General features: G+C 69.2%; 13 protein-coding genes and 1 pseudogene. 8 read left to right on the top strand and 6 right to left on the bottom strand.

Annotation, left to right across the window (positions count from 1 at the left end; translation table 11 throughout):
• Positions 1-840: uroporphyrinogen decarboxylase (hemE, locus tag DQP56_RS18170; RefSeq protein ID WP_112687758.1), on the bottom strand; the 840-nt coding region annotated here is incomplete at its 3' end.
• A 312-nt stretch (positions 841-1152) separates the two neighbouring features.
• Between hemE and DQP56_RS18175 the strand changes: the two genes are divergently transcribed.
• From DQP56_RS18175 to DQP56_RS18185, 3 genes are all read left to right on the top strand, one after another.
• Entirely contained in the window at positions 1153-1689 is a 537-nt protein-coding gene (locus DQP56_RS18175; protein WP_234825719.1) for a DUF3000 domain-containing protein, read from the top strand.
• Position 1690: 1 nt separating this feature from the next.
• Positions 1691-2953 (top strand): HRDC domain-containing protein, encoded by a 1263-nt coding sequence (locus DQP56_RS18180; protein WP_112687763.1) that lies wholly within the window; start codon positions 1691-1693, stop codon positions 2951-2953.
• Between the two features lie 159 nt (positions 2954-3112).
• A complete protein-coding gene (locus tag DQP56_RS18185; RefSeq protein ID WP_112687765.1) occupies positions 3113-3544 on the top strand; it encodes a PACE efflux transporter in 432 nt (143 codons plus the stop codon).
• On the opposite strand, the gene dxs is transcribed toward DQP56_RS18185, so the two are convergent.
• A complete protein-coding gene (dxs, locus tag DQP56_RS18190; RefSeq protein WP_112687767.1) occupies positions 3525-5438 on the bottom strand; it encodes a 1-deoxy-D-xylulose-5-phosphate synthase in 1914 nt (637 codons plus the stop codon). The genes DQP56_RS18185 and dxs overlap by 20 nt on opposite strands.
• A 47-nt stretch (positions 5439-5485) precedes the next feature.
• Between dxs and DQP56_RS18195 the strand changes: the two genes are divergently transcribed.
• Together DQP56_RS18195 and DQP56_RS18200 are read left to right on the top strand one after the other, a co-directional pair.
• Complete coding sequence (locus DQP56_RS18195) at positions 5486-5929, top strand: CBS domain-containing protein (protein ID WP_112687770.1); 444 nt, start codon at positions 5486-5488, stop codon at positions 5927-5929.
• Positions 5930-5939: 10 nt separating this feature from the next.
• Complete coding sequence (locus DQP56_RS18200; RefSeq protein WP_112687772.1) at positions 5940-7229, top strand: ArsB/NhaD family transporter; 1290 nt, start codon at positions 5940-5942, stop codon at positions 7227-7229.
• Positions 7230-7309: 80 nt separating this feature from the next.
• Here the strand turns inward: DQP56_RS18200 and DQP56_RS18205 are convergent, their stop codons facing one another.
• Both DQP56_RS18205 and DQP56_RS18210 read right to left on the bottom strand, forming a co-directional pair.
• Entirely contained in the window at positions 7310-8482 is a 1173-nt protein-coding gene (locus DQP56_RS18205; protein WP_112687775.1) for a class I SAM-dependent RNA methyltransferase, read from the bottom strand.
• A complete protein-coding gene (locus DQP56_RS18210; RefSeq protein ID WP_112687783.1) occupies positions 8479-10476 on the bottom strand; it encodes an APC family permease in 1998 nt (665 codons plus the stop codon). Before DQP56_RS18210 ends, DQP56_RS18205 begins: the two co-directional genes overlap by 4 nt.
• Positions 10477-10578: 102 nt before the next feature.
• On the opposite strand from DQP56_RS18210, the gene DQP56_RS18215 reads away from it, so the two are divergent.
• Positions 10579-11250, top strand: coding sequence for a potassium channel family protein (locus DQP56_RS18215; RefSeq protein ID WP_112687777.1), 672 nt, complete (start codon positions 10579-10581; stop codon positions 11248-11250).
• Complete coding sequence (locus DQP56_RS18220; RefSeq protein WP_112687779.1) at positions 11247-11909, top strand: potassium channel family protein; 663 nt, start codon at positions 11247-11249, stop codon at positions 11907-11909. Before DQP56_RS18215 ends, DQP56_RS18220 begins: the two co-directional genes overlap by 4 nt.
• On the opposite strand, the gene DQP56_RS18225 is transcribed toward DQP56_RS18220, so the two are convergent.
• Together DQP56_RS18225 and DQP56_RS18230 are read right to left on the bottom strand one after the other, a co-directional pair.
• Positions 11895-12563, bottom strand: coding sequence for a DUF3159 domain-containing protein (locus tag DQP56_RS18225; protein ID WP_112687781.1), 669 nt, complete (start codon positions 12561-12563; stop codon positions 11895-11897). The two genes, DQP56_RS18220 and DQP56_RS18225, sit on opposite strands and share 15 nt — an antisense overlap.
• A gap of 29 nt (positions 12564-12592) precedes the next feature.
• A complete protein-coding gene (locus DQP56_RS18230) occupies positions 12593-12964 on the bottom strand; it encodes an OB-fold nucleic acid binding domain-containing protein (protein ID WP_085086705.1) in 372 nt (123 codons plus the stop codon).
• Positions 12965-13070: 106 nt separating this feature from the next.
• Between DQP56_RS18230 and DQP56_RS18235 the strand changes: the two are divergent.
• Positions 13071-13275 (top strand): annotated as a pseudogene (locus DQP56_RS18235) (alpha/beta hydrolase); the annotation flags it as partial.

Genomic DNA, 13275 nt, shown 5'->3' on the forward strand with positions numbered 1-13275 from the left:
GGCTCCGACCCGGGCGGCGGCATCGGTCAGCCGAGTCCGCCAGTCGACTCCCACCACGGTGGCTCCGGCTTCGGCCATGGCGCCCAACAGCTCGGCGGTCTGCACCCCGAAGTGCGTCATCGGCACGCCGGCGTCGGCCAGCGCGGCGAACACCCGGGCGCTGTGCGGCAACACGAATTTGCGGTAGTCGGCCAGGCTCAACGTGCCAGCCCAGGAGTCGAACAGCTGGATGGCGTCCACGCCGTGGTCGAGCTGCACCGTCAGGAACGCGATGGTCAGGTCGGTGAGCCTGGTCATCAGCTGATGCCAGGTGTCCGGTTCGGCCAGCATCATCATCTTGGTCCGCGCGTGGTTCCGGCTGGGCCCGCCCTCGACCAGGTAGGACGCCAGTGTGAACGGCGCTCCGGCGAAACCGATCAGTGGCACGTCGCCCAGCGCGTCCACCAGCAGCGACACCGCCTCGGCGACGGCGGTCACGCTTTGCGGTTCCAGCGGCCGCAGCGCAGCGACATCGGCCGCGCTGCGCAGCGGCTCGGCGATCACCGGCCCGACGTCGGGCACGATGTCCAGATCCACCCCGGCCCCGCGCAGCGGCACCACGATGTCGGAGAACAGGATCGCCGCGTCCACGCCGTGGCGGCGGACCGGCTGCAGCGTGATCTCGCAGACCAGCTCGGGGTCGAAGCAGGCCTCCAGCATGCGGTGCTGGGCGCGCAACACTCGGTATTCCGGCAGCGACCGGCCGGCCTGCCGCATGAACCAGACCGGCACCCGGGCGGGTTGCCGGCCCGCAGCGGCGGCCAGGTAGGGCGAATCGGGCAGTTCTCGACGGGCACTCATCGGCCTCAATGCTGCCACGACCGGTTACGGCGCGGGAACGGCCCGTGTTTGACGCGGCGGTCCCGGCTTCCCCTCGCCTCCGCCGGCCCGGGGGCCGACTCCACCGAGCCTCGCCGAACCGCCGGTGATTCGGCGCGCCTTTCTGCGCCGGCCGGCGTCGGGGGTTAGCGTGAGATTCGGCGACCCGCGTCGCGGCGGTGCGCAACAGCACCCGGGGGCCGGCCGCTGGCGGCGCGGGGCAGAGCGATCAGTTAAGGAGCGGCACCCGTGACATCAGCCGAGCCTGCCCCCTTCCGCGAAGCGGTGGCGACCATGCACGCCGCAACGGTCCGGTCCGAGATCGAGCTCGGCCCGATCCGGCCACCCCAGCGGCTGGCGCCTTACAGCTATGCGCTGGGTGCCGAGGTCAAACATCCCGAAGCCGATTTCGTCCCGCAGGACTCCGACGGCGATGCGTTCGGCCGGCTGATCCTGCTCTACGACCCGGACGGCACCGACGCCTGGGACGGCACCATGCGCCTGGTGGCCTTCATCCAGGCCGACCTGGACCCGCAGGAGGCGATCGACCCGCTGCTGCCGGAAGTCGCCTGGAGTTGGCTGGTCGAAGCGCTGGCCTCGCGCACCGAACACATGACCGCGCTGGGCGGCACCGTCACCGCGACCACATCGGTGCGCTACGGCGACATCTCCGGTCCGCCCCGCGGACACCAGCTGGAGTTGCGAGCGTCCTGGACCGCCACCACTCCGGAGCTGGGCACGCACGTTCAGGCGTTCTGCGAGGTCCTCGAACATGCCGCAGGCCTGCCGCCGGTCGGGATCACCGACCTGAGCTCGCGAACCCGCGTCTGAGATGACCGGACAGACCACCGAACCGGCCACCGAAGCGCCCGAACCGACGCCGCTGCCGTATCCCGCCGGCGGCGTACCGGAGGTGTCGGTCACCACCCGGCAGATCGGCGCCGCCGCCGAGAAGCTGGCCGGCGGCCACGGTCCGTTCGCGGTGGACGCCGAACGCGCGTCGGGCTTTCGCTACTCCAACCGCGCCTACCTGATCCAGATCCGGCGCGCCGGTGCCGGCACCGTGCTGATCGACCCGGTCGGGGCCGGCTCGGATCCGGCGGTCCTGCTGCGCCCGGTCGCCGAGGTGCTCGACGACGACGAGTGGATTCTGCACGCCGCCGATCAGGATCTGGCCTGTCTGGCCGAGGTCGGCATGTGGCCGAAGGCGCTCTATGACACCGAACTGGCCGGCCGGCTGGCCGGCTTCGACCGGGTCAACCTGGCGGCGATGGTGCAGCGGCTGTTGGGTCTGGGCCTGGCCAAGGGCCACGGCGCCGCCGACTGGTCGAAGCGTCCGCTGCCCGCCGAGTGGCTCAACTACGCGGCGCTGGACGTCGAGGTCCTCATCGAACTGCGTGAAGCCATCGCCGAGGTGCTGTCCGGTCAGGGTAAAAGCGATTGGGCGGCACAGGAATTCAATCATCTGCGGAGCACCGACTTCACCACCTCGACGCGCCGGGACCGCTGGCGGCGCACCTCGGGCATCCACAAGGTGCGCGACCGGCGCGGGCTGGCCGCCGTTCGTGAACTGTGGACGGTGCGCGACCGGATCGCCGAGCGCCGCGATATCGCGCCTGGGCGCATCCTGCCCGATGCGGCGATCATCGCCGCAGCCGTCGCCGATCCCACCACCGTCGACGAATTGCTCGCGCTGCCGGTATTCGGCGGACCCAAGCAGCGCCGCAGCGCGGCGACCTGGCTGGAAGCGCTGGCTGCCGCTCGCGACAACCCGGAACCGCCGGACTCCGCCGAACCCCCGAGCGGCCCACCGCCACCCTCGCGCTGGTCGCGGCGCAAACCCGAGGCGGCCACGCGACTGGAGGCGGCCCGCGCCGCGCTCGGGCAACTGTCCGAGCAGGTGAACGTGCCCACCGAGAACCTGCTCTCCCCCGACCTGCTGCGCCGACTGTGTTGGGACTGGAATGCGGCGACACCGGATCCCACGGCCGCGATCGAGGAGTTCCTCAACACCGGCGGCGCCCGGCCCTGGCAGCGGCAGTTGACGGTGCCGCTGCTCGCCCAGGCCCTCGGGGCTACGGTCGCCGGCGGCTAGCGCGGCCGGCTTGCTGCGCCCGGCGGCGCGGTCGACGTGTTGCTAGACTGCTGGAAGCGTCAGCCGTATTCGTCGATCGGCCATCGCTTCTCACGCCACGACCACCATGGACGCGAACCTTCGAGGACTTCCCATGGTCGATTTTCCTTGGAGCACCTCGTGTCACCAGTTGTTCGCCGAGTCAGCTACGTCATCAGCTACGAGATCGTCGCCATCGTGCTCACCGCCCTGGGTTTTGTCGTCCTGGGATTCGGCGGCGGCAGTTCCGGTGTCATGGCCGTGACGGCATCGACCGTCGCGGTGCTGTGGAACTACCTCTGGAACACCATGTTCGAGGCGTGGGAGCGGCGGCAGCGCTCCCGGGCCCGCACGCTGCGGCGCCGGGTGGCGCACGCCATCGGTTTCGAAGGCGGACTGGTCGTGTTCTTGTTGCCGATAGTCGCCTGGATCCTGCAGGTGTCGCTGCCGCAGGCGTTCGCTCTCGAGGCCGGCCTGCTGGTGTTCTTCCTGGTCTACACGTTCGTATTCACCTGGGTGTTCGACAAGCTGTGGCCGCCCACCGGGCCACGCCCTAATCCAGCCGCTCGCTGACCTCTTCGACGCAGTTGCTACTGCTCATCGCCGCCACCCAGCCGGTGATCTGGCGGGCCACGTCCTGGGCGGTCAGGCCCACCTCGGCCAGCAGCTCACCGCGGGAGGCGTGGTCGTAGAAACGCTGCGGCAACCCGACGTCACGGCAGGGCACGTCGATCTCGGCGTGCCGCAGCGCGGCCGACACCGCCGAGCCGACACCACCGGCGACGCCGTTGTCCTCGCAGGTGACCACCAGCCTATGGGCGCCGGCCATCTCGATGATCACCGCGGGAACCGGCAGCACCCAGCGGGGATCGACCACCGTCACGCCGATGCCCTGGTTGTGCAGCCGGTCGGCCACCGCCAGCGCCATGGGCGCGAACGCGCCGACCGCGACCAGCAGCACATCGGCGGGCAGCCCGTCGGCCGGCAGCGCCAGCAGATCCACCCCGGACCGTCGCTCGATCGCCGGGACGTCTTCGCCCACATCCCCTTTCGGGAACCGAACCGCGCTGGGTCCGTCATGGATGTCCAGCGCCTCCCCGAGTTCCTCGCGCAGCCGGACACCGTCGCGCGGTGCGGCCACCCGTATGCCCGGAACGATGCCCAGGATCGACAGATCCCACATGCCGTTGTGGCTGGCGCCGTCGGGACCGGTGATCCCGGCTCGGTCGAGCACCACGGTGACCGGCAGCTCATGCAGCGCGACATCCATCAGCAGCTGGTCGAAGGCGCGGTTGAGGAAGGTCGAATAGACCGCCACCACCGGGTGCAGCCCGCCCATCGCCAGCCCGGCCGCCGAGGTGAGCGCATGCTGTTCGGCAATCCCGACGTCGAACATGCGGTCCGGGAACCGCTGGCCGAACGGGGTCAGCCCGGTGGGGCCGGGCATGGCGGCGGTGATCGCGACGACGTCGCGGCGCTTGGCGCCGTACTCGATGAGTGCATCGGAGAACACCGCCGTCCAGCCGCGGCCGGCGGTCTCGGTCGCAGACCCGGTCAGCGGGTCGATCACGCCGCAGGCATGCATCTGCTCGGCCTCGTCGTCCTCGGCCGGCCCGTAACCCTTGCCCTTGCGGGTCACCACGTGCACGATCACCGGCGCGCCGAAGCCCCGCGCACGGCGCAGCGCGGACTCCACCGCGGCCTCGTCGTGCCCGTCGATCGGGCCCAGGTATTTCAGGCCCAGATCGGTGAAGAGCGCCTGCGGGGCCAGCGCATCCTTGAGGCCCGCCTTGAAGCTGTGGATCACCTGGTAACCGATCTCGCCGACGACCGGCACCCCGCGCACCGCGGCGCGGCCGCGCTCGAGCAGCCGTTCGTAGGCGGGCTGCAGCCGCAACGCGGCCAGGTGGTCGGCGAAACCGCCGATGGTGGGCGCGTAGCTGCGGCCGTTGTCGTTGACCACGATCACCACCGGCCGGTTACCGGCGGCGATGTTGTTCAACGCCTCCCAGCACATGCCGCCGGTCAGGGCGCCGTCGCCGACGACGGCCACCACGTGCCGGTTGCGGTGGCCGGTCAGCTCGAAGGCCTTGGCCAGTCCGTCGGCGTAGGACAGCGCCGCGCTGGCGTGGCTGGACTCCACCCAGTCGTGCTCGCTCTCGGCGCGCGACGGGTACCCCGACAGCCCGCCCTTGCGGCGCAGGCTGTGAAAGTCGGGGCTGCGGCCGGTGAGCATCTTGTGCACGTAGGCCTGGTGGCCGGTGTCGAAGATGATCGGGTCGTGCGGGGAGTCGAAGACCCGATGCAGCGCCAGCGTCAGCTCCACCACACCCAGATTGGGGCCCAGGTGTCCCCCGGTCGCGGCGACCTTGTGGATCAGGAATTCCCGGATCTCCGCCGCCAGAGCGGTCAACTGCGCCTGCGAGAGGTGCTGCAGATCGGCGGGGCCGCGGATCCCTTCAAGCATCCGGCTAGTCTACGCATGGCGACCGGCACCACCCGTATGGTCGTCCTATGCAAGCCGAGGAGATCGCTGAGGAATTCCCGGTGGTGGCCATCGACTCCGACGCCCTGGACGCGGCCCGGTTACTGGCCGAGCACCGGCTGCCCGGCATCGTGGTCGCCGACGAGGACGGCAAGCCGCACGCGGTGCTGCCGGCCTCCCAGGTGGTGCGTTTCATCGTGCCGGGCTACGTCCAGGACGACCCGTCGCTGGCCGGCGTGCTCAGCGAGAGCGTGGCCGATCGTGCCGCCGAGAAGCTGCGCGGCAAGACGGTGCGCGACGTGCTGCCCGAACACCTGCCCGAGCTGCCGACCGCCGGGCCCGCCCACACCCTCATCGAAGTCGCTTCGACCATGGCCCGGCTGCGCACCCCGCTGGTCGCCGTCGTCAAGGACGGTAAACTGCACGGCGTGATCACCGCGTCGCGTTTGCTGGCCACGGCGCTGAAAGCCTGATCCTCCCCGGATGGCCTATTTCGCGGTAGCGGTCTTTGTGATCGCCTACGCATTCATCGCCGCTGACCGCGTCAACAAAGCCCTGGTGGCATTGGCCGGAGCGGCGGCCGTCGTCGTCCTACCGGTGATCAGCTCCGATGACATCTTCTACTCGCACACGACCGGGATCGACTGGGACGTCATCTTCCTGCTGCTGGGGATGATGATCATCGTCAGCGTGCTGCGCCAGACCGGGGTGTTCGAGTACATCGCGATCTGGGCCGCCAAACGCGCCAACGGGTCCCCGCTGCGGATCATGATCCTGCTGGTGCTGGTGACGGCCGTCGCATCAGCGCTGCTGGACAACGTCACCACCGTGTTGTTGATCGCCCCGGTCACCCTGCTGGTCTGCGATCGCCTCGAGATCAGCGCGGCGCCGTTCCTGATGGCCGAGGTGTTCGCCTCCAACATCGGCGGCGCCGCCACCCTGGTGGGCGATCCGCCGAACATCATCATCGCGAGCCGGGCTGGGTTGACGTTCAACGCCTTCCTGGCGCACATGGCGCCGATCGTCGCGGTCGTCCTGGTGGTGTTCATCGCCATGCTGCCCCGGCTGTTCCCCGGCTCGTTCACCGTCGAGGCCGACCGCGTCGCCGACGTGATGGCCCTGGAGGAACGTGAGGCGATCCGCGACCGCAGCCTGCTGATCAAGTGCGGCGTGGTGCTGGCCGCGGTGTTCACCGGGTTCTTGGGGCATGGCGCGCTGCACCTGGAGCCCTCGGTGGTGGCGCTGCTGGGCGCCGGGGTGTTGATCGTGATCTCCAGGCTGGAGCGTTCGGACTATCTCTCCGGCGTCGAATGGGAGACCCTGCTGTTCTTCGCCGGGTTGTTCGTGATGGTCGGCGCCCTGGTGGACACCGGCGCGATCGCCACCCTGGCCAACGCGGCAACCGACCTCACCGGGGGCAACGCGCTGCTGACCACGATGGGCATCTTGGGGGTGTCCGCGCCGGTGTCCGGGATCATCGACAACATCCCCTACGTCGCAACCATGACGCCGATCGTGGCCGAGCTGAGCACCACGCTGCCCAATGACCTGCACCCGGATGCGCTGTGGTGGGCGCTGGCGCTCGGCGCCGACTTCGGCGGGAACCTGACCGCGGTCGGGGCCAGCGCCAACGTGGTGATGCTCGGAATCGCCCGTCGCGCCGGCCATCCCATCTCGTTCTGGGAGTTCACCCGCAAGGGCATCGTGGTCACCGCGGTCTCGGTCGCACTGTCCGCGCTGTATCTGTGGTTGCGCTACTTCGTATTCGGCTGATTTTGTCCGGCGCGAACAGACGCGAAAGCCCCCAAAATAACCAAGATTTAGGGGTTTTCGCGTCTGCTCGCGGGAGGTTCTTATGTCCGCGTCAACAGCGCCACACACTCCACGTGGTGGGTGAGCGGGAACGCGTCGAACACCCGGATCTGCTCGACGGCGTAACCGTGATCGCGGTACAGCCCGATGTCGCGGGCGAACGCCGCCACCTCGCAACCGATGTGCACCAGCCGCGGCACCTCCGCGGCCGCCAGCGCCTCGATCACCTCACGGCCGGCGCCGGCGCGCGGCGGGTCCAGCACCGCGACGTCGGCAGCCTTCGGCTGTGCGGCCAACACCCGGCGCACCGAGTCGGTGCGCACCGATACCTGCGGCAGATCGGCGAGGGCGGCCCGGGCGGCGGCCGTTGCGGCCCGTGAGGTGTCGATGCTGACCACCTCGCCGGAGGTCCCCACCGCCTCGGCCAGTGCCGCAGCGAAGATCCCGGCCCCGCCGTAGAGGTCCCAGGCGGTCATGCCCGCCTCCGGTTGCGCCCAGTCGGAGACCAGCGCACTGTAGAGCGCGGCCGCCCGGCGATGCGCCTGCCAGAACGCGGTCACCGGGATCCGCCAGCGTCGGCGCCCGACCCACTGGGTGGCGTGATAGTCGCCCTCGAGGACCTGCGGACGGTGGTTGCGGCTGGTGCCCACCACATGCCGGACGCCGTCGTCGTCGGTCACCACGTGCAGCTGATCGCCCGGCCGCCAAGTCTGCTCAGCCAGCCCCTTGGTCATCCCGGCGGGCAATTGGCCGCACCGCAGATCGGTGACCAGTTCGTCGCTGTGATACCGGTGAAATCCGGCCCGTCCGTCGGCGCCGACCTCCAGCCGGACCCGGGTGCGCCAGCCGGTCGGACCGTCCTCACCCAGCGGTTCGGCCTCGCCGTGCCAGTCGTGCCCGCCGAGCCGGCCCAGCTGGTTGGCGACCACCTCCGCTTTGAGCGCCCGCGCCGCGGCGGGATCGGCGAACGCCAGGTCGCAGCAGCCGGCGCCGTCGACGCCGGCGATCGGACACAGCGAGGCGATCCGCCCGTCCGCCGCTTCGAGCACCTCGACGCATTCGGCGTGCCAGTAGGAGCCGCGCTCGGCGGTGATGCGGGCCCGCACCCGTTCGCCGGGCAGCGCGTAGCGCACGAACACCACCCGACCGTCATGGCGGGCCACACAACTGCCCCGGTTGGCCGGTGGGCCCACGTCCAGGATCAATTCGGTCACTCCGTGAAGCCTCTCCGGGTGTCGCCGGGCGCGTGGTGCGGCGCCAACTCCTTGCGCCGCTCCGAGGAGTTCAGCTGCCAGGGCACCGAGGTGACCATCACCTGCGGCATGAACAGCAGCCTGGTCTTGAGCCGCAACGCGCTCTGATTGTGCAGCACCTGCTCCCACCAGTGGCCCACCACGTACTCCGGGATGTAGACGGTCACCACGGTGCGTGGCGACTCCTTGCTGAGCCGTCTGACGTACTCGAGCACCGGCCGGGTGACCTCCCGGTACGGCGACGCGATCACCTTGAGCGGCACGGTGATATCGCTGTCCTCCCATTCGCGGACCAGGGCCCGGGTCTCGGTGTCGTCGACGTTGACGGTGATCGCCTCCAGGGTGTCCGGGCGGGTGGCCCGCGCGTAGGCCAGCGCACGACGGGTCGGCAGGTGCAGCTTGGAGACCAGGACCAGGGCGTGGTTGCGGCTGGGCAACACCGCCTGGTCTTCGAGGGCGGCGGACTGCGCGGCCAGCTCCGCGCTGACGGCATCGTAGTGGCGGCGGATCAGTTTCATCATGGCGAACAGCACCGACATCGCGACGATCGCGATCCAGGCGCCGGCCACGAACTTGGTGGCGATCACGACCAGCAGCACGGTCCCGGTGGCGACGAACCCGATCGTGTTGACCACCCGGGAACGCACCATCTTGGCGCGGGCCGCACGGTCGGTTTCGGTGCGCAGCAATCGGTTCCAGTGCCGGACCATGCCGATCTGACTCAAGGTGAAGGAGACGAACACCCCGACGATGTAGAGCTGGATCAGTGCGGTCACCTCGGCCCCGAACGCCACGATGAAGGCAATGGCCACGACCGCCAGGAACACGATGCCGTTGGAGAAGGCCAGCCGGTCACCACGGGTGTGCAGCTGACGCGGCAGATACCGGTCCTGGGCCAGGATCGATCCCAGCACCGGAAAACCGTTGAACGCGGTGTTCGCCGCCAGCGCCAGGATGAGCGCGGTCACGCCGGCGATGATCCACAGACCGGGCGGAAAACCGCGAAACACCGTCTCGGCCAACTGCGCCAGCAGCGTCTTCTGGTCGTAGTCTGCCGGCGCCCCGATCAGCTGTTCGTGCGGCCGTGCGGCGATTTTCACACCGGTCTGGCGAGCCAGCACGATGATGCCCATCATCAGCGTCACCGCGATCACGCCCAGCATCAGCAAGGTGGTGGCGGCGTTGCGCGACTTTGGCTTGCGAAACGCCGGCACGCCGTTGCTGATAGCCTCCACCCCGGTCAGCGCCGCACACCCCGACGAGAACGACTTCGCCACCAGGAACACCAGGGCCAGCCCGACCACCTCGCCGTGCGCCGAGTGGATCTTGAACGATGCCGAATCGGCCTGAAGTTGGTGGCCCAGTACGAAGATCTGGAACAGCCCCCAGCCCAGCATCGCGAAGACCCCGATCATGAACGCATAGGTGGGGAAGGCGAACGCGGTACCCGATTCCCGGATGCCGCGCAGATTGGCCGCGGCCACCACGACGACGGTCCCCACCGCGAACGCCACCTTGTGGTCGGCGATGTAGGGAATCGCCGAGCCGATGTTGGCTACCCCCGATGAGATCGAAACGGCAACGGTCAGAACATAATCCACCATCAGTGCACTCGCGACGGTCAAGCCAGCGGTGCCGCCCAGGTTGGTGGTGACCACCTCGTAGTCACCGCCGCCGGAGGGGTAGGCGTGCACGTTCTGCCGATAGGAGGCCACCACGGTGATGAACACGAACGCCACCGCCAGACCGACCCATGGCGTCATCCGGTAGGCCGCGATGCCGGCCACCGATAGCACCAGGAAGACCTCTTCAGGCCCGTAGGCCACCGAGGACAGCGCGTCGGAGGCGAACACCGGTAGCGCGATACGCTTGGGCAACAGGGTGTGACTGAGCCGATCGCTGCGGAACGGCCGCCCCAGCACCAGCCGGCGAGCAGCGGTGGAAATCTTCGACACGAGAGCCAAGGGTAAGCCAGGCCGGCGCTGGCGGTAGCGTTCACCGAATACGGGCACGACTGCAGTCGAAAACCAGTCGAACCAGCCGAAAGGACCGTGCACGTGCGGGTAGTTGTGATGGGATGCGGCCGGGTGGGGGCCTCGGTTGCCGACGGACTGTCCCGGATCGGCCACGAGGTCGCCATCATCGACCGCGACTCCACCGCGTTCAACCGACTCAGCCCGGAGTTCAACGGCGAACGGGTATTGGGCATGGGCTTCGACCGCGACGTGCTGCTGCGCGCCGGCATCGAAGAGGCCGGTGCGTTCGCGGCGGTCTCCTCGGGTGACAACTCCAACATCATCGCCGCGCGGCTGGCCCGCGAGACGTTCGGCGTGGCGCGAGTGGTCGCCCGGATCTACGACGCCAAGCGGGCCGCCGTCTACGAGCGGCTCGGGATTCCGACCATCGCCACCGTGCCCTGGACCACCGACCGGCTGCTCGACGCGCTGACCCGGGAGAGCGAGACCACCAAATGGCGTGACCCCACCGGCACCGTCGCCGTCGCCGAAGTCGTCCTGCACGAGGACTGGATCGGCCGCCCCGTCACCGACCTGGAGGCGGCCACCAACGCTCGGGTGGCGTTCCTGATCCGGTTCGGCACCGGCATCCTGCCCGAGCCCAAGACCGTCATCCAGGCCAGCGACCAGGTCTACATCGTCGCGGTGTCGGGCCGCGTCGCCGAGGCGATCGCTATCGCCGCGCTGCCGCCGAGCGAGGACCTGGACGAATGAAGGTCGCCGTGGCCGGAGCCGGGGCCGTCGGCCGGTCGATCGCACGGGAACTGCTCGACAGCGAGCATCAGGTGACGCTGATCGAGCGCAATCCGGAGCACATCGACGTCGAGGACATCGCCGAGGCGCAGTGGCATCTCGGTGACGCCTGCGAGTTGACTCTGCTGGAATCGGTGCACCTGGAAGACTTCGACGTCGTCATCGCCGCCACCGGCGACGACAAGGCCAATGTGGTGCTGTCGCTACTGGCCAAGACCGAATTCGCCGTTCCCCGGGTGGTGGCCCGGGTGAACGATCCCCGCAACGAATGGCTGTTCACCGATGCCTGGGGCGTGGACGTGGCGGTGTCCACGCCGCGGATGTTGGCCTCGCTGGTCGAGGAGGCCGTCGCGGTCGGGGATCTGGTGCGGCTCATGGAATTCCGCAAGAGCGAAACCAACCTGCTGGAGATAACGCTGCCCGACGACACCCCCTGGGGCGGCAAACCGGTGCGCAAGTTGACGCTGCCCCGCGACGCCGCACTGGTGACGATCCTGCGGGGCACCCGGGTGATCGTGCCGCAGGACGACGAGCCGCTGGAAGGCGGCGACGAGTTGCTGTTCGTCGCGTCCACCGGCGTCGAGGACGCGCTGCGCGAGCTGTTGCTACCGGCGCACTGACCGGGGTTCGCAGTCGTCTGCCGGGTGTGAGCCGGGCTGCTCGTCCAGTGTCCGCTGCACGTATTTGACCGCCAGGTAGGTCATCACCGCCGCCAGCGCGGTCAGCGGCCAGCCCATGGCGATGCGGGCCACCCCCAACCACCCGGTCTGGTCGGCGTCGTAGAGCAGTCGTTGCACCACGAAGCGGGAACCGAAGACCAGCACCCAGGTCAGGGTCGCGATGTCGTAGGCGTAGACCGCGGCGCGCACCCCGCGCCAGGCTCGGCTCTGCCCGCTGGCCCAGCTCCAGATGTAGCCGACCGCCGGTCGCCGGATCAGGATGGATCCGGCGAAGACCAGCGCCCATGCCAGCGACGTCCAGATGCCGAGCAGGAAATAGCCTTTGGAGTCGCCCATCCGGTAGGCGATCACGGCACAGACCGCCACCCCGAAGAACCCCGACACCGCCGGCTGGGTCGTTTCTCGGCGGATGAGCCGCCAGGCCAGCACCGCCGCGGCCACCGTCAGCGCCGCCACCACGGCGGCTCGCAGCCCGAAGACACTGGAGGTCGGCACGAACACCACGATCGGCAGCGACGAGTAGATCAGGCCGGACACTCCGCCGATCTGCTCGAGCAGTCGCTGCGGCCCTTGGGCGCCGAACCCGTCGGTCATCGTCACACCGGCCTGACGGTCTCCGCCCGTCACTGCTGAATTTCGTAGTGGGGGTTGTAGATGGCCTTGCAGCCGCTGTCGAGCTTGCCGAGCCGGCCGTGCACCCGCAGCGTGCGGCCCGAGTCGATGCCGGGAATGCGGCGCTGCCCCAGCCACACCAATGTCACGGTGTCGGTGCCGTCGAACAACTCGGCGCGGACCCCGCCCACACAGCCCTTGGCGTTGGCTTCCACGCTGCGCAGCACCCCGACCATGGTGACTTCTTGACCGCGTTCGCAGTCGATGGCGCGCTGCGCGCCGGTGTTGAGCGCCTCGTCGGACAGTTCCTCGACATCGCGCAGCTCGGGGTCTTCGGTCAGTCTCCGAGTCAGCCGCCGCAGATAGCCTTTGGGCGCAGCCATTGCACTCTCCCTCAGTTGTGTGCGCACGCTAGGGTAGACCTGTTGATTACCTAATGCCACAAGACCGGCCTACGGCGCGCCGAGCAGCACCCGGCACCATCGAGGGGTGGCATTCGATTTGCACGGTGTGACGGCAGTCCTGCTGCCGGGAACCGGATCCGACGACGACTACATCCACCGGGTGTTTTCGCAACCGTTGCAGCAGGTAGGCGCCGAGTTGGTGGTCCACCGGCCGCAACCTGACGGCCTCGTCGAGGGCTACCTGGCCGCGTTGGACACCGCAGCCTCGCGAGGCGTCCCGATCATCGCCG

This window comes from Mycolicibacter senuensis (assembly GCF_003284925.1).
Taxonomy (GTDB): Bacteria; Actinomycetota; Actinomycetes; order Mycobacteriales; family Mycobacteriaceae; genus Mycobacterium; species Mycobacterium algericum_A.

Excerpts from the sequence above, each read along its gene's own strand:
- DQP56_RS18195 (WP_112687770.1), top strand. The coding sequence starts at position 5,486 with ATGCAAGCCGAGGAGATCGCTGAGGAATTCCCGGTGGTGGCCATCGAC.
- dxs (WP_112687767.1), bottom strand. The coding sequence starts at position 5,438 with ATGCTTGAAGGGATCCGCGGCCCCGCCGATCTGCAGCACCTCTCGCAG.
- DQP56_RS18200 (WP_112687772.1), top strand. The coding sequence starts at position 5,940 with ATGGCCTATTTCGCGGTAGCGGTCTTTGTGATCGCCTACGCATTCATC.
- DQP56_RS18220 (WP_112687779.1), top strand. The coding sequence starts at position 11,247 with ATGAAGGTCGCCGTGGCCGGAGCCGGGGCCGTCGGCCGGTCGATCGCA.
- DQP56_RS18180 (WP_112687763.1), top strand. The coding sequence starts at position 1,691 with ATGACCGGACAGACCACCGAACCGGCCACCGAAGCGCCCGAACCGACG.
- DQP56_RS18230 (WP_085086705.1), bottom strand. The coding sequence starts at position 12,964 with ATGGCTGCGCCCAAAGGCTATCTGCGGCGGCTGACTCGGAGACTGACC.
- DQP56_RS18175 (WP_234825719.1), top strand. The coding sequence starts at position 1,153 with ATGCACGCCGCAACGGTCCGGTCCGAGATCGAGCTCGGCCCGATCCGG.
- DQP56_RS18225 (WP_112687781.1), bottom strand. The coding sequence starts at position 12,563 with ATGACCGACGGGTTCGGCGCCCAAGGGCCGCAGCGACTGCTCGAGCAG.